Below are 17,144 nucleotides of genomic sequence, written 5' to 3'. Positions count from 1 at the left end.
TAAAAACTCTGGAAAATAGCGGTAAATTGCTTGTCTGTGCAGCACTCTCACAAAAGTAATGATGTCTGTATCAAAAGTTAAACCAATGCGAGAGTGATTTTTGCCGTTTACTAAACTGCGACAATATCCGCCACTGTTAGGTAGACACCATAGCTCACAGGTGCACCCTTTGTTGATCCGGCTAACACAGTACCCTCAAAGTTAGCTCCGATGAATGTTACGCCACTCAAGTCGGCTTCGCTCAAGTCGGCATAACACAGCCTAGCCCAATCGAGATTTGCCTGCACCAAAGAAACTCCCACCAGATTTGCCCTGGTTAAATCTGCTCCCATCAACTTGACACCACGCAACTGAGCACCGCTGAGATTGGCTGCTACCAAGTTCGAGCTTTCCAAATTGACCCCGTTCAGTTTGGATTCGCTGAGGTTGACGCCATTGAGATCCGTCCTGCTGAGGTCGATACCATTGATGTAAGCTTTCCTGAGATTGATGCCTGTTAGTTCAGTGGCAAAGAGCTTTGCACCGCTAAGTTTGGCCCCTCCGCAGTTAGCCCAGTTGAGGTTGGCTCCCGTGAGGTTCGCGCCCCGCAGGTTGGCGAATTGGAGGTTAGCCGTACATAAATTGGCGTTCCAGAGGATGGCGCTCCGCAGGTTACTACCGATGAGTTGGGCGCCACTCAACTTTGCCCTGGGAAGTTTTGCTTTGACGAGGAAAGCTCCGCTGAGATTGGCTTTCGTGAGTTCTGCATCGGCTAATCTGACTTGGCCCATTTTGGCAAAACTCAGATTTGCCCTGCAAAGGTTTGCGCCGTTGAGTTCTGCTTTGGTGAGATGGGCTCGACTCAGATTAACTCCCGACAGGTTAGCCCTCGAAAGGTTTACTCCGTCCAAGATGGCTCCGCTGAGGTCGGCTCCGCTCAGCTCGGCCCCTGCAAAGTCTCTGTTGCCATTTTCGTAGTCTTTGAGTAGCTCGGTTACGTCCATAGCGGTTAGATTCCTAATAGCGAAAATTTATCTAGAAATTCTTAGCTCTTGATAAATATTTTATATCTAACGAAGCTGGCGCGATCGCACTTTGAACAAAGCTTAAAATTAACTTTATATTTTTCAATATACTTTGTTCTTTGTGCAACACTTCGGACAGTTTTTGACTGTCAACCGTAGAATAAGGGTTTCAGGGGGGAGCGGTACGAAGGCAACGCTTGCCGAGGCACACTATAGGCTTTCGGGTAAATCAAGAATTTCAGACTGGGACCTCAAAACAGTCCGGTTAAAAGTAATTTCACATATTTTACCGATGAGGAATTTATGGATATTCCTAGCGGTAGATGCTCTGTGTTCAAAACCTAGTTGATAATCTACCACAGATTATAAAAAACTAACAGCGAGTAAGATCGTGTCCGCTGAAAAAACAGCAGTAAAATAGGTTTGTAGTGAGGACTTTAGTCCTCAGCATTTTCAGAGGACTGAAGTCCGATGCTGCGAGCACATTTTCTTAAGGGTAATTGACCGGATACAATCTAAAATTCGTTTGAGGCAACCCGCTCTACTTGCGGTTAGGCAGATGTTTCAATCTATGTTATGCTGAGTGAAAATTGAGGAATCATCATGTCAAAAGAAAGAAAAAGCAACAAAGAAGTCAAAAAGCCCAAGAAACAACCTGACGGTGTGGCTAAGCCGAAGGATGACAACAAAAATTATGGCACAGACAACCGCAAGTAGATAGCGAAAGCCTTAGCAAATTAGGTTTCAGTTTCAATTCCTAATAACAGTTGAGGTTAATTGCGACTTAAGGCAGTTCGCCATGATGATTGTATAATTACGGTTCGCTACAAGTCATGACTTTTGGGCAAAAATAGCAATTGCGTTGCATCCTCAAAATTTAGTCCCTCGATTTTTACGCCTAGTTCCGCTTTTTTGCCCAAAAAATGTAGTTACCCAATCCCATCATAGCGATATCTCAGTCACAGCAATATTACCGCCAAAACAGACATCAACATCAGTTCCCGCCGCCCGATCGCGATTCCCATATTCTCCGACATAATAAAAATATTCTCCCTCCATTTTGTACTCAACCGGCAGCGGCTCAGTCGAAGGCTTGCAAAACACAATTTCCGGTTCCGCACTTCCCGGCGCTAAATGTGGCAAATTCACATTCCAGAAACACCCAGGCTTCGATTCCCGATTGAGCAAATCCGCCAACACCCGCGATGTCCAGCGAGTCGCGACATCCCAGTCTATTTCGAGCGGCCTTTTAATTCTATGGGAAATTGCGATGCCCGGAATACCGTGCATAGCTGCTTCCCGCACAGCCGCAACCGTACCGGAAATGTACACGTCAACCCCCAAATTGCCACCCGCGTTAATACCCGAAAGCACCAAATCCGGCTTCGCACAAACGTGATGAAGAGCGATTCGCACGCAATCGGCTGGTGTTCCCCCTACAGCATACTCAAATTCCGATCGCCGATCGACATGAATCGGACTGTGAGCCGTCACTTGATGCCCGCAGCCCGACAATTGCCCCTGCGGAGCCACCATAATTGTTTTGCCTTCTACAGCCTGCAAAAGTGCCTGAATCCCCGGAGCGTCGATGCCGTCGTCGTTGGTTAAAATTATCGTCATTAAAAATGTGTCGGTTTTATAGAACCGATTTGAGAGCGCAGAGGCTGGCAACTTTCTGGTAGCTCTAGCCCAAACTGGTTGTTGGTTGGTGGCGATCGTCAGTATGAGCATTGCCACACATTTATATCATGGCATTAATTGAACAGTTGCCCCAGAAATGTGGCGCGCCACATTTTAGCCCAGTCGCACCTTGATGTGTCAGTTAAAGCGACTTGTTACGCTTGCCCCAGTGCAGCATTCATGACATCAGTGTCGATACCAACATCTAATCACATAATTTTTTCCTCCGCTCTCCCCGATGCTTGGTGTTAAAAGTAGCCCATGATACTTAGTATCTAAAAGCTGAATGTTGAAACCGTCGATCGTGCTAAATTATTAGCTTACGTTATCACCATAAGTACGAGAGAGCCGATAATAAGTTAATGTCGATTCCAATTGCGCTTTGACGCAGGGGAGGGGAGAATAGATATCAAATCTGGCGTTGCTTATTTACGGTATGAAATAAATAATTGAAAAATCCAGAAGCTTTGTAGACGCTGGTTTTTATGAATTGCATATTTAGCCTTTCATACCGTAAATCAGCAACGCCCAAATCTTTATCCAAGATAGTATCTAAGTTACAGTCCTCATTTCCCATTCATAAATCAAATACTTATCTACACTGTTACCATTATTACATCTCACCCCGGAGAATCACATGAGTGAACCAACTCAGAGCAATACCAAAGCAAGCTGTCCCCCAGTTCCTCAGTCGATTATGACCGCAAGTCGGGAAGAACTCGACAATGTTGAACTGGAGATTTTTGAAGGCCACTTACCAGACGACTTACAGGGTCACATCTTTTTCGTTGGGCCAGTGGGTACCGTGGAATCAGGCGGTCTTCCCTTTAAAGACGGAGACTCATTCTTAAATGGCGACGGCATGGTTTACCGACTTGATTTCAATCAAAAAGGTAAAGTAACTGTGAAGACACAGATTGCCAAGCCGCTAGATTACTATTTTGACGAGGCAACTAAGGGTACCCAGTTGGGATTTCGCAATCATGGCATCTTAAGGTTTTCCTTACTTCTGGGCGCTCGCAACGAGTTAAATACAGCGTTTCTGCCGGTAAAATTCTCTCAAGACGAATCTGAGCGACTGCTAGTAACTTATGACGCGGGTCGTCCTTATGAAATTAATACACATACCCTTGAGGTGATTACTCCAGTTGGGTCAAATAAAGAGTGGCGCCCTGAAATTAATCTGCCCTATCTCTTTCCACCCATTTTTAGTACCGCACATCCTGCCTTTGATACCTACACCCACGAAATGTTTGCGGTCAATTACGGCAGATCGTTAGAAAATTTTATTGATACCATTCCTTCCCTTGAGGCAGTAGACAAACTTTTTCCAGAAGTCCGTCAACTTTGGGAACGATTTAAAGGTTTAGAAGATTTCGTCTATCTGATTCGTTGGGATGGCATAAATCCTTTAGAGCGATGGACGCTTGTCAACCCCGATGGTTCGCCAGTCAGCATCAAGCAAACTATTCATCAGATTGGAGTAACCAAAGATTATGTTGTTTTGATGGATACATCCTTTAGTACTGGAATCGAACAAATACTCAACAATCCTTTTCCAGACCACAAGGAGCGAGAAAGAATTCTCAGACAGTTGCTGGAAAGTCCGCCATCACCCGATTCAATCATCTATATTGTGAGCCGTAGTGACCTGGCAAAGGGACAACGCCCGGCCATGAATGAACCGGAAGTTAAAGTTGTCGTGCGGAAAGTGGTAGTTCCCCTCGAAGCTTCCCACTTTCTGGTGGACTATGACAATCCTGACGACAAAATTACGCTTCACATTTCTCATATTTGTGCTTGGGATGTTGCTGAATGGCTCCGCACGTATGACCTTTCTGCCTATCCACCCCACGATCCCGTGTCTTCTCCTTGGCCTGGGATGGAACTCAATCTGATGGATATTAGCCGCCTGGGACGCTATGTAATTGACGGCAAAAGCCAGGAGGAAGCACCCGTTGAATCAAAAGTTATTTCAGATCGAAGGTACACCTGGGGGCCATCGTTATACACCTATCTTGATAGACTCCCTTCGTCGGGTATGACTCCCGGAAAGTTAGATAATATTTACTGGAGTTCTTTTGGACTCTGGAAAAATCTGATGACCCAGTTCATGTGCGACCTCTTCAAAGACTATAAGTACCAGCAAGTGCCACAATCAAACCTGTTAAGCCTTGCTGAACAGGGTATACCACCTTGTTTGTTCCGACTGCAAACATGCTCGATGGAAATTGCCGATCAGTACCCGTTTCCTCCTGGCTATATGGTGAGTTCGCCACAGTTTATGCCGCGCCGTGGTAACCAAGGGAGTTCAACAGATGGTTATATTACTTGTAACGTTTTCACACCCGAAAGAAATGAAATCTGGATTTTCAAGGCAGATGCTTTAAGGCAGGGAGCAATATGCAAGCTTTACCATGAATCGCTCAACTTTGCATTTACATTACACACAGCTTGGTTACAACAAATAGGATCTCGTTTATCTGAATACAAAATCTCGCTGAAGGAAGATTACGAGGACTTAGCAAAGAACTTCCAATCTCCTCCAGAACTCGATAAAGAGATTCAGGATTTGTTTGCTAAAGAGTTGTACTCTCGCTTTGAAAGAGAGTAAAAATTTGATCCAGCCAGATTCTCCATGAATCTGGCTGGATATATAATAGTTTCTTAAAAGAAAAGGTAAAAATAATGATCGCCATTTCAGCCTACGAAATTAGAGAAAAGATTTACGACGGCATAAGAACCGTTGTTTATCGAGGTATAAGAAATCGAGATAGACAACCTGTTATTGTTAAAATCATAAAAGATGAACATCCTACCCTAGAACAAATCACAAATTTAAGGCAAGAGTTTATAATTACTCAAAATTTAGATTGTGAAGGGCTTGTCAAAACATACAGTTTAAACAACTATCAAAATAGTTATGCTCTGATATTAGAAGATTTTGGCGGTCAATCACTTGCTAATTTTATAGCGGCTAATAAACTGTCAATAACCGATTTTATAAGAGGCGCGATCGCTCTATCCGAAACTTTGAGCTATCTCCATCAAGTACCGATCATTCACAAAGACATTAAGCCCTCAAATATCATTATCAATCCAGCGACCGGAAAAGTAAAACTGACTGACTTTAGTATTTCATCGCGCTTGGAATTGAAAAACCAAAGCATTAGCAATCCCAACTTGCTAGAAGGGACTCTCGCTTATATGTCACCCGAACAAACGGGGAGGATGAATCGAGCCATTGACTATCGCACCGACTTCTATTCTTTGGGAGTGACTTTCTATGAAATGCTGACCAACCAGTTGCCATTTACTACCACCGATCCGATGGAGTTGGTTTACTGTCATATTGCCAAACAACCAGTCCCACCCAAAGAGGTAGCAGAAATTCCCCAAGCGGTTTCAGATATTGTGATAAAACTGTTAGCAAAAAATGCGGAAGACCGATATCAAAGTGCGGCGGGATTAAAATTTGACCTGGAAACTTGTTTGCAGCAATTGCAGACAACTGGAAAGATTGAAAACTTTCCCATCGGTCAACGCGATCGCGGCAACCAATTACTCATTCCCCAGAAGCTTTATGGCAGAGAAACCGAAGTCCAAACCCTTCTAGAGGCCTTTGGGCGAGTCAGCCTCGGTGCCACCGAGATGATGTTAGTTTCCGGTTATTCCGGGATTGGTAAAACTTCAATTGTCAATGAAGTTCATAAACCAATTGTAGCAGCGAGGGGGTATTTTATTGCGGGTAAGTTTGACCAATTTAAGCGCAATATTCCCTATGCAGCTTTAATCCAAGCATTTCAAGAATTAGCTCGTCAGCTATTAACCGAAAGTTCCGAACTGATTGCTGTTTGGAAAGAAAACTTATTACAAGCGCTAGGTACGAACGGTCAAGTTATTATTGATGTTATCCCCGAAGTCGAACTAATTATCGGTAAACAGCCTGAAGTTCCTCAACTGGGGTCATCGGAATCACAAAACAGATTTAATCGGGTATTTCAACAATTTATTCGAGTTTTTTGTCAACCAGAACACCCGCTAGTCATATTCCTAGACGATTTGCAGTGGGCAGATTCGGCATCTCTAAAGTTAATCCAACTTTTGGCAACCGATCCAGATAACAAATATTTGTTAACGATTGGAGCTTATCGAGATAACGAAGTCAGTCCCGTGCATCCTTTAATTCAGACAATAGAAAAAATTCAAGAAAATGAAACGGTGGTGAATAATATCACCATTCAGGCGCTGGCTTTGGATAGCGTCAACCAATTAATCGCCGACACTCTCGATGCCAGCGTAAAGTCAGACAAAATTAAAGTTTTTTCTGAATTACTTTTTAATAAAACCCAAGGCAATCCATTTTTCTTGACACAGCTACTCAAAACCCTGTACTCGGAAAATCTGCTGGTTTATCAAGTAGATACAGACCGCTGGGAATGGAATATTCAACAAATCCAAGCCATTGGCATCGCAGATTTCAATATTGTTGAACTGGTTGCCAGAAATATTCGTAAACTCCCAGAAGCAACGCAGAAAGCATTAAAACTAGCGGCTTGTATCGGCAACCAATTTAACTTAGAAGTTTTATCAATTGTCAATGAAGAATCTAACTTAGCGACTGCTGCTCATTTGTGGGAGGCAATGCAAGCTGGTTTGATTCTGCCACTGTCGGAAAATTACAAAATTCCTCTAGTCTTTGCCCAGGAAGAGTTGGCATCTGTACGGGATATCAAAGTTGACTACAAATTTTTGCACGACAGAGTGCAGCAAGCAGCTTATTCTTTGATTCCAGAGTCAGAGAAAAAATCCACTCACCTGAAAATTGGTCAACTGCTGCTGAATAATACAACGCCTCAAGAGCGAAAAGAAAATATTTTTGCTCTAGTTAACCAACTGAATTTTGGCACAGATTTGCTAACTAATCAGTCACAAAAAGATGAGTTAGCTGAATTAAACCTGATCGCCGGACAGAAAGCAAAAGCAGCGACTGCGTATGAAGCTGCTGTTAATTATTTGAATGTAGGTATAGAACTCCTGAGTCAAGATAGCTGGGAAAGTAGATACGATCTGACATTTAATTTTTATCTGGAAGCGGCCGAAGCCGAATATCTCAATGCCAATTTAGAACGAGCTGGGCTCTTGTGCGATCGCGCTCTGCAAACCGCCAAAACTACCCTTGAAAAAGTTAAATTATACGATCTAAAAATTAGATTTGAAATTGCTAAAAACCAGATTAAATCTGCGTTAGATACCGGACTGCAAGTTCTAGAAATACTAGGAGTATCCCTAGCTGAATCAGCTCCGCAAAACTTAAATTTTGAAGAGTTAACTAACCTGCCAAGAATGACTGCTCCCTACAAGCTAGCGGCAATGCAAATTTTAATTCTTATATGGCCTCCTGCTTGTTTTGGATCGAGCGCAATGGCACTACCGATTCTATATACTATGATTGAACTCTCGATTCAGTATGGAAATTCGTTGCTTTCTACTTACGCTTATTCTATGTATGGTTCGCTCATATCTTGGCTAATACCAGATATAGATTCTGCCTATCAACTGAGTCAAATATCTTTGCAGTTATTGGAGCGGTCAAATGCAAAAGAGTTTTTATCTAAAGTATTCGTTAATATTTTTATCAGTATTCACCATCAAAAAAAGCCTTTGGCAACCACTATAGAACCCTTGCTTCAAGCAATTAATAACGGCTTAGAAGTCGGTGATATAGAATATGCTTGTCATGCTGCTGATTACTACTGCTCGCATCTATTTTTCAAGGGAGAACATCTGGATTGTGTGCAAGCGAAACAAAAACACTATAGCGATTTAACAGCTAATCTTTCCCAAGAACATCAGCTTTATCTCATCAAAATTATCGGTCAATTAGTGGCAAATTTAATGGGTCAAGCACACAATAAATTGCTATTAATTGGCGATTTATTAGATGAGAAAGAAACAATTGCATATCTTCAAAAAATTAATAATACAATTGCCTTGTTTAGAGTGTTTTTTGCTAAAACCATGCTTTGCTATTTATTTAAAGATTATGCAAGAGCTATAGATTATGGTGTTACAGGAGTCAATTATTCAACAATTATCCAAGCTAACTTTAGCTTTACCGAACATATTTTTTACTATTCTTTGGCTCTTTTAGCTCAGTATTTTCAGGAAACCGAGTCAAAGCAGCAACATTACTTAAAGCAAGTAGAAGAAAATCAGGAAAAAATGAAATATCGGGCTTCCCATTGCCCAATGAATTACCAACACAAGTATGACTTAGTAGAAGCAGAAAAAGCCCGCGTATTGGGGCAATCTCTCTCAGCAATGGAATATTACGACCGGGCGATTGATGGAGCCAAGGAAAATGGATATGTGCAGGATGAAGCCCTCGCCAATGAACTCGCAGCAGAATTTTATTTAACTTTAGGTCGTCAGAAAGTAGCGCGTACCTATTTAATTGACGCTTACTATGCTTATATTCGCTGGGGAGCGCAGGCAAAAGTTAAAGATTTAGAAGAGCGCCATGCTGAATTACTCGCACCTATCGTCGGTAGGAAAAAGAGCCTGACGAGTGGAAGAGACGAAATGATTGTTCAGACCAGAACCACTGTCACTTCTACCAGTTCAGGTGCTGCAAACGAGCTGGATTTATCAACAATTATCAAAGCCTCCCAAGCGCTTTCAGGGAAAGTTCATCTGGATGAATTGCTCTCGAATTTGATGCAAGTCTTGCTGGAAAACGCAGGAGCAGAAAAATTTTATTTCCTCATACCTGAACCAGCAGGTAAGTGGAAAATTGAAGCTCAATATACGGGTGAACGATGTCAATTAATCTCCAAGTCAGCGACTGAAAGTCAAGAGATTCCTATCTCGCTGGTTAATTATGTAGCACGCACGCAAGAAACTCTTGCGATCGATGATGCAACGAATAAAAGCAGGTTTGCATCTGACCCGTATATTATTCAGCAGCGACCTAAATCTATCTTGTGTAGCCCCCTGATTAACCAAGGTAAATTGGTAGGCATCTTATACCTAGAAAATAATTTAACAGCGGGGGCTTTTACGCGCGATCGCCTAGAAGTCCTCAACATAATTTCCGCCCAAGCTGCGATCTCCATTGAAAATGCCCGCCTCTATCAAACTTTAGAAGAAAAGGTGCAACAACGCACCGCCCAACTCGCCGAAGCAAACCAGGAAATTACCGCCCTAAACTACAAACTTAAAGCCGAAAACATCCGCCTCAGTGCTGAGTTGGAAGTTACCAAACGACTGCAACAAATGATCTTGCCCAAACAATCAGAACTAGATCAAATTAAAGGATTAGAAATTGCTGGATATATGCAGCCTGCCGATGAAGTTGGTGGCGACTACTACGACGTGCTAACCCAAAATGATCAGGTAAAAATTAGCATCGGCGATGTTACGGGACATGGTTTAGAAAGTGGCGTATTAATGATTATGGCGCAAACCGCCGTCCGCACTCTCCAACAAATGAACGAAACCGATCCGGTGAAGTTTCTTGATGTGTTAAACCGCACCCTTTATGCCAATATCGAGCGCATTGACTCGTCTAAAAATATGACCTTGGCTTTGTTAGATTATCAAGATAGTAACCTCACCATCAGCGGTCAACATGAAGAAATAATTGTAGTCCGTACTGATGGTAACATCGAACTGATCGATACAATGGAACTCGGCTTTCCTCTGGGATTAGAGGAAGATATTTCTGGTTTTGTTTCCCAAGTTCAAGTGCATCTTAATCCAGGGGATATAGTAGTGCTTTACACAGATGGAATTACCGAAGCTATAAATATAAATCGAGTGTATTACGGCATAGAAAGATTGTGCCAAGTGGCGAAAGAAAATCGCCACAAAACGGTTGAAGAAATTCGACAAGCAGTAATTGATGATGTGCGGCAACATATTGACAAGCAGAAAGTTTTTGACGACATTACGTTGGTAGTCCTAAAACAGAAATAACGCAAGTTGGTAATTGGTAATTGGTAATTAATCATATCAAGTCCGGTTGCACCGTCCTGGGTATAGTGGGGGTGTAGTCGATCGAGAGTGCGATCGCACAGTTATGGGCCCGTGCGTCTTGTCATCGGACCACATTTTTCCGTCGAAGAACTAATACCATTTTGCAAAATAAGTGCTACATAGAACCCCCCCTTATTAAGGGGGGGCTAGAACTTCATAAATTGGTCGATCGCCCTAATTACCGCAAACATTCACCTAAAATCCCAAAATCCCCAAAAATAGCAACCTAGTTGTGGTAAAGTTTTGTGTCGATTGCTCTGTCAAGACAATCGGCAAGTTCAGTTAAACGCGATCGCAGCTATGTTTTTGTTACCAATTCTACCCTTAGCTCAAGCAATCCCCACAAGTCCCGCCCAAGAACTGATCATCCAGCCAGAAGTCCCGCTACCGGAAAACGAACGGGATGTGCCACCACCTGTGACAACCGCCCCGCTGAACACCGTGACGGTGCCCCAGCAAGTGCGGGTTTTGCCGGGAAAACTCGACAACATTCCCGTTTTCAACAGCAACAGCCCGGAAGTTGTGCAAACCGAAGGCATTTTGCTCTCCACGTTTCCACAAGAAGGCAAACAAGTACCTTCTGCACACTTAAACTTTCCCTTCAAAGGCAGATTTGATATCTTCGCCCACCACATCGCCAAAGCTAAAAATCGCCGCGAAACTGGCACCTTATTTCAAGGAATAATTGTCTACAATCCCAACTCGGAACCTGTTACTTTAAAAGTATTGCAAGGAGCTACCTATTTAACTCGCCCGGATGCGTTGTTTGTCGATTTGCCTTCGTATTTAGAAAATCGATTTGGCACGGTGTTTGCGGGGCCTGGAAGCCGGATTACGAGCGATGTGCTGCGGGGATACAGACAAAGCATTTTGCCGGCGGAGATCGAGATACCGGCCATGCAGAGCCGAATGCTGATGAATTTGCCGATACCTGTGGGGAATGTTACGCCTGCTTCCAACGGGCGATCGACTTTGATGCGAATGTCGAGCAGCAATTCGGTTTATGTTGCTAGTTTAGCCATGTTTGCTCCTCAAACTAAAAATGGACTCGAACAATCTCCGACATTAGAACAGTGGGAAAATATTTTAAATACCAAAGATTTAGCGGGGCCGAGAGATTTGGCACCAACTCCGCCAGACAAAAATCCGCTGCAAAAAATTTACGGGCGCGTGGCTGGAGTAGCTGAAGGTTCTGAGTGGAAAGCTAAAATTACTGACAATTCGAGAACCGATTATTTAACGATTCCTAAGCGCGGCGAGTCATTTTCCTATGCTTTTAGCACTACTGATACGGGTACTTTTGGCACTGGCCAAGTTCAAAGCGCTAAAATGTTAGCTCGTTATCCCGATACTTCTTATTTTGCTCACGGGAATTACGGGATTCAATACAACTTAACTTTTCCGCTTTATAACAAATCTCGCGAGTCTCAATCGGTGAGTATTAGAATGCAAACACCGATTAAATCAAATACAAAATCGGGTGGATTGATGTTTTACGATCCGCCGGAAAATCGGATATTTTTCCGAGGTACGCTGCGGGTGATGTTTAATGATGATACGGGGAAAACTTTGACGCGCTACATTCACATCGTGCAGCGTCGCGGACAGCAGGGGGAACCTTTGGTGAATGTGAATATGAAGCCGGGGGAACGCCGTTTGGTGCAGGTGGATTTCTTGTATCCGCCGGATGCGACTCCGCCGCAAGTCTTGACTGTGCGATCGAGTAATTAGTCAGTTGACAGTTGACAGTTGATAGTTGTCAGTTGACAGTTGACAGTTGTCATTGGTTATTGGTTATTAGTTGCGATCTCAAATCCGCTGATATCGGAATGATATTCGAGTGCTGTCCCCGTTCGCGAGCGCAATGATACCAAGAAGTAGGGTGCGGAGCGAATAATCAGATTTTTGCTCTTTTACTCACAATCTCACAACTGACGCACCCTACCGCTAAAATCCTCACTAATAACTAATAACTAATGACTAATGACTACTGACTACTGACTACTGACTACTGACTAAAGTGTCAAAGATTGAGGATTTGTCTCAATCAATTTGGCTAAATCTTGCAAGAAAGATGCAGCGTCAGCACCGTAAATAATCCGGTGATCGCAGGTAATATTTACTTGCATTTGGCGCTTCACTCCCATCAAACCATCTTCGTTGGCTACCACTTGCGGCCGGGAAGAGCCGATCGCCAAAATCGAGCCTTGATTCGGTGGTAAAATCGCGTCAAACTTATCTACTCCAAACATTCCCAAATTGGAAAGAGTAAAAGTTCCCGTGCTGTATTCGTCAGGTTTTAGCTGTTTGGCGCGGGCGCGATCGACTAAATCCTTCCAACTACGGGAGAGCGAATATATGTCGAGGCGATCGGCATTTTGCAACACCGGCGTAATCAAACCGCCGCCATCCATCGCCACCGCTACCGCCACATTAATATCAGCCCGGTGTTGAATTCCCGACTCCACATAACAAGCATTCAGCAGAGGATGTTTTTGTAAAGTTACTGCTACTGCTTTTGCCAGCATAGCCGTCATCGTGACGCCTTTCGACTTAATTTGTTTGTAGAGTTTGTCGAGATTGTCAGTAGTAATTGTATAGCCGACGCGGAAACAGGGCACGCTCAAACTTGCTTCCATATTGCGCACTACCGCATTTTGCAGCGCGTTCATCGGTACTCTGTTACCGGAAAGCGCCACTGCTGGGACTGGTGCGGGTGCGGGTTTCGCTGCTGCGGGTTTCGCTGCTGCGGGTTTCGCTGCTGCGGGTGCTGCGGCTGCGGGTGTTGCGGGGACTGTGACTGGTTGCTGAACCGGAGCGGGTTGGGCTTTACCTGCTGCTGCTTCCACATCTTCTGCAACAATGCGACCGTTGGGGCCGCTGCCTTTGATCGAATTCAAATCTACTTTAAATTCTTTGGCTAACTTGCGAGCACGGGGAGAAACAATGCTGCGGCCGTTTTGGCGGCTGACGTTTTGCTGCAAACCTGCTGATGCGGTAGCTGCGACAGGGGCTGGGGCTGCTGGGGCTGCGGCTGCGGCTGCTGGCGCGCCGGCTCCTTGTTTCTGAGCTTCTGCAATTTCGGCTTCTGTTTCTGCTACCAGGGCGATCGCGGCTCCCACCGGAGCAACTTCGCCAGCTTGTACAATAATTATTGCTAGATAGCCTTCGTAGAAAGACTCGACATCCATGTCGGCTTTGTCGGATTCAACTACGACTACGGTTTCGCCCTTTTCTACTTTGTCTCCAGCGGATTTGACCCAGGAAACAATTTTGCCCTCTGTCATGGTAGAACTCAGGGCTGGCATGAAAACTTCGCGAATCATCTGTTAAAAGTCCTTTTGATTTGGTAATTGGCGATCGGTATTTGGCGATTGATAATTGGCGATCGGCGATCGGCAATAGTTATTATTATGCCAGCCTCTAGTCCGAAGATGTGGGGCCATCAACTCAAAATTACCTACCAATTACCAATTACCAATTACCAATTACCAATTTCTAAGTTCTAAATATCACCTCGAATTTCTTCGACAATGCCATCGCGGAGCAGAACTTCTACTTGCATTTTTTGAATCAAGTTTTCTCCCAGCCCAACGGTGAACGTGCCGTCAATTTGACCTTGACTCACTTCTTGTTCGAGGTCTAGCACCTGCACTTGCTGAAGCTGTTGCAGGTTTTGATTTTTCTGTTCTAGCAGTTCACTCTTTCTTTGATTTACCTGCACTTGAATGTTTTCTATTTGCTGCATTACTTGCGGGCCGGGGGGTTGCAGGTTTTGCTTTTGGATTTCTGAAACCATCCGCTGCCCTTGCATTTCTAGCTGTTGTAGCTGAGAATCTATTTGATTGATTTGTGCTTGTAGTTGCTGTTGAGCTTCTTCTTTCCAGCGGGGAGTAACGACGACTTTAACGTTAATCGATCGCTTCAAGAGTAATTGTGCTTCCATAAATTTGTTGCTTGTCAATTGGGAATTAGGAATTAGTCGTTAGTCATTAATCATTAGTCATTAGTCATTAGTTGATAAACATTAGTTGATAAACATTTCCTCATGACTGAGGACTAATGACTCAGGACTAATGACTCAGGACTGAGGATTAAGGACTGAGGACTGAGGACTGGGACTCGCGACTCGGGTGTTGGGATAATTTTTGCTTTTCCATTCCCCAAGTCCTGCGAATATTTTCAAAACATCCCGTCAATCATATCGCGGTAGTGTTCAGTCAGAACCGGGCGCTTAATTTTCAGGGTCTGGGTCAACATTCCATTTTCCATCGAAAACGGCTCCTGAATCAACCGGAACGGGCCAATGCGATCGTCCGCGCGGTATCCGGGGCGATTTTTCACCTCCCGGTTCAACTCTTGGCGGAATAAGTCTTGAATTGTCTTGCTATTCCAGTCAATTTCCTGTATTGGCGGACTCTGAGTTTCGCCCCATTTGAGTAGGGCTTCTGAATTGGGGACAATTAAGGCGCCGATCGATTTTTGGTCTTGGCCTACTACGATAATTTGGTCGATGTAGGGGCTGCGGAGGCAGGCATCTTCGATCGGCTGCGGTTCGATGTTTTCGCCGTTGCTGAGGACGATCGTATCTTTGGCCCGCCCAGTCAAAACTAAGTCGTTTCCCGGTGTCAGCCAGCCTAAATCGCCAGTGTCAAACCAGCCGTCGGAGTCGATCGCCTTAGCAGTAGCTTCGGGATTAAGATAATATCCTGCCATGATTTGCGGCCCGCGACCCAATACTAAACCGCGCTGGCCTGTGGGCAGTTGCTGTCTGGTTTCGGGATCTACTATTTTAATCTCGGTATGGGCGATCGGCTGTCCCGCCGAACCTTTAAGATTGTGCCAAGGGCGGCGGACAGTCAAAACTGGGGATGTTTCAGTTAAACCATACCCGACTAACAAACCGATATTTGCGATTTCAAAGAAATTGTCTAAATGCGCGGCCAAAGAACCGCCGCCGCTAATTGCCCACTTAAAACGTCCTCCCGTAGCTTCCCGAACTTTTTGGTAAACGAGTTTTTCGGCAAGGGCGTGGACGGGCGACAACAGAATGCTTTTGATGCGGGCGATGAGTTTTTCCGAAGCAGAAGCAGGTTTTAAACTGAGAGTTAATCCTTGGGAAATGCGGCGCGCTTCTATGTATTGTTGGCTGGTAGATAACAGAAAATTAACCAATTTTTGTTTGTTGGGCGGCTGTTCCCTAAATTGCTTTTGTACTGCCTCATAAATCGATTCCCAGATGCGCGGAACGCTGACCATGTACTGGGGTTTGTAAGTTTTAAAGTCTTGTTTGAAATAGCGAATGCTGGTGTAAATTTGGGTGCATCCTTGGGAAAACATGAAATATTCAACCGTGCGTTCGTAGGCGTGCCAACTGGGGAGGATGCTGAGAACGCCATCGCCGGCTTCTGGCTGGAGAATTGTCCCGAAGGTGGTGATTTGGTGCAGCAAGTTGCCGTGGGTCAGCATCACGCCTTTGGGTTTGCCGGTGGTACCGCTGGTGTAGAGGAGAGTGGCGAGGGTTTGGGGGTTGTGGTTGGTGGGTTTGAGGGTGCTATTTGCCCCTCTGGCCATGACTTCGGAAAATTTGACTGTGTTGAGGGTTTGGTTGGTTTCCGGTTCTTCGTCGGAGAGGAGGACGATGAGTTTGACTGGTAAGTCGAGGAGGCGGGCTTGCAGTTTTTTGAGTAATGCCAGGTTTTCGACTATTAAGGCGGTACTGCCGCTGTCTTGGATGATGTAGAGGAGTTCTTCGGAGTCGGCGGTGGCGCCTCGAACGACGTTGGCGGCCCCGGCGGTCATGATGCCTTGGTCGGCTATCAGCCAGCGGGGGCTGTTGTCGGCGAAGAGGGCGACGCGGGGAGGGATTGCTTCTTCGAGGTTGGATTCGATGCCGAGGGCTTGCAAGCCGCGGGCGAATTGCTGGATTTGTTGGTAGAGGTCGGTGTAGGTGAGTTTGATTTCTGGCTGGGTGTGGGGGTCGTGGAGGGCGACGGTTTGGGGAAATCGCTGTTTGGCGATCGCCCAAATCTCTGGTATCGATCGAATGGAACTATAGTCGATCGTGCGGCTGAGGTTGGCGCGTTCAATATCGCTCATTTGAGAGGAACTGTCAGGTGTGGGGCGGTTCATAGTTATTTTTTGTGAGTTTTGGGCGATAAAGCTATTGGGTACAAGTTTAATATCACAGTTATTTTAGAGCTATCTGGCAGTGTCGTGACAGTTTGTAAACCTGCCGTTGTCTATTCAGAAAATTAGGGATATCAGATGAAAATTATAGTTGCACAGAAACAGATTAATTTATCAAGGTTGATAGTAGTTGCTTTTAGTGCGATCGCATTATCTGCTGTAGTTTAGACTAAAAAATAGTCGCAGCTAAAAGTAGCTGGCTTTGAAGAGCAGGCAAGCTGTTACTCAAAA

Annotated in this window: 8 protein-coding genes; 3 read left to right on the top strand and 5 right to left on the bottom strand. The window is 44.6% G+C overall.

All coding sequences use genetic code 11. From position 1 onward, the window contains the following. Nucleotides 1–110 precede the first annotated feature (110 nt). Nucleotides 111–983: a pentapeptide repeat-containing protein gene (locus QUB66_RS26680; protein WP_265236896.1), complete on the bottom strand. Its 873-nt coding sequence runs from the start codon at nucleotides 981–983 to the stop codon at nucleotides 111–113. A 963-nt stretch (nucleotides 984–1,946) separates the two neighbouring features. After that, nucleotides 1,947–2,624, bottom strand: a complete 678-nt coding sequence (surE, locus tag QUB66_RS26675) for a 5'/3'-nucleotidase SurE (protein ID WP_265236946.1) — start codon at nucleotides 2,622–2,624, stop codon at nucleotides 1,947–1,949. Between the two features lie 697 nt (nucleotides 2,625–3,321). On the opposite strand from surE, the gene QUB66_RS26670 reads away from it, so the two are divergent. The 3 genes from QUB66_RS26670 (at nucleotide 3,322) to QUB66_RS26660 (ending at nucleotide 12,455) form a co-directional block, all read left to right on the top strand. Beyond that, complete coding sequence (locus tag QUB66_RS26670; RefSeq protein ID WP_265236894.1) at nucleotides 3,322–5,298, top strand: carotenoid oxygenase family protein; 1,977 nt, start codon at nucleotides 3,322–3,324, stop codon at nucleotides 5,296–5,298. Nucleotides 5,299–5,372: 74 nt separating this feature from the next. Further along, complete coding sequence (locus QUB66_RS26665) at nucleotides 5,373–10,664, top strand: AAA family ATPase (protein ID WP_332970335.1); 5,292 nt, start codon at nucleotides 5,373–5,375, stop codon at nucleotides 10,662–10,664. A 360-nt stretch (nucleotides 10,665–11,024) separates the two neighbouring features. After that, the gene (locus QUB66_RS26660) at nucleotides 11,025–12,455 is read left to right on the top strand and encodes a DUF3370 domain-containing protein (protein ID WP_442923331.1); all 1,431 of its coding nucleotides are present in this window, start codon (nucleotides 11,025–11,027) and stop codon (nucleotides 12,453–12,455) included. Nucleotides 12,456–12,739: 284 nt separating this feature from the next. Here the strand turns inward: QUB66_RS26660 and QUB66_RS26655 are convergent, their stop codons facing one another. From QUB66_RS26655 to QUB66_RS26645, 3 genes are all read right to left on the bottom strand, one after another. After that, entirely contained in the window at nucleotides 12,740–14,050 is a 1,311-nt protein-coding gene (locus QUB66_RS26655) for a dihydrolipoamide acetyltransferase family protein (protein WP_332970333.1), read from the bottom strand. Between the two features lie 179 nt (nucleotides 14,051–14,229). Further along, nucleotides 14,230–14,670, bottom strand: coding sequence for a YlqD family protein (locus QUB66_RS26650; RefSeq protein ID WP_265236890.1), 441 nt, complete (start codon nucleotides 14,668–14,670; stop codon nucleotides 14,230–14,232). Nucleotides 14,671–14,906: 236 nt separating this feature from the next. Then, nucleotides 14,907–16,856, bottom strand: coding sequence for a long-chain fatty acid--CoA ligase (locus tag QUB66_RS26645; protein ID WP_332970332.1), 1,950 nt, complete (start codon nucleotides 16,854–16,856; stop codon nucleotides 14,907–14,909). Nucleotides 16,857–17,144: the final 288 nt, after the last annotated feature.

Source organism: Microcoleus sp. A2-C3 (genome assembly GCF_036706065.1).
Classification (GTDB): domain Bacteria; phylum Cyanobacteriota; class Cyanobacteriia; order Cyanobacteriales; family Microcoleaceae; genus Microcoleus.
This window is presented reverse-complemented; position numbering and strand designations above follow the sequence as displayed.

What these genes read in the sequence shown, in the direction of transcription:
- QUB66_RS26665 (WP_332970335.1), top strand. Translation starts at nt 5,373, where the DNA reads ATGATCGCCATTTCAGCCTACGAAATTAGAGAAAAGATTTACGACGGC.
- QUB66_RS26670 (WP_265236894.1), top strand. Translation starts at nt 3,322, where the DNA reads ATGAGTGAACCAACTCAGAGCAATACCAAAGCAAGCTGTCCCCCAGTT.
- surE (WP_265236946.1), bottom strand. Translation starts at nt 2,624, where the DNA reads ATGACGATAATTTTAACCAACGACGACGGCATCGACGCTCCGGGGATT.
- QUB66_RS26680 (WP_265236896.1), bottom strand. Translation starts at nt 983, where the DNA reads ATGGACGTAACCGAGCTACTCAAAGACTACGAAAATGGCAACAGAGAC.
- QUB66_RS26645 (WP_332970332.1), bottom strand. Translation starts at nt 16,856, where the DNA reads ATGAACCGCCCCACACCTGACAGTTCCTCTCAAATGAGCGATATTGAA.
- QUB66_RS26655 (WP_332970333.1), bottom strand. Translation starts at nt 14,050, where the DNA reads ATGATTCGCGAAGTTTTCATGCCAGCCCTGAGTTCTACCATGACAGAG.
- QUB66_RS26660 (WP_442923331.1), top strand. Translation starts at nt 11,025, where the DNA reads ATGTTTTTGTTACCAATTCTACCCTTAGCTCAAGCAATCCCCACAAGT.
- QUB66_RS26650 (WP_265236890.1), bottom strand. Translation starts at nt 14,670, where the DNA reads ATGGAAGCACAATTACTCTTGAAGCGATCGATTAACGTTAAAGTCGTC.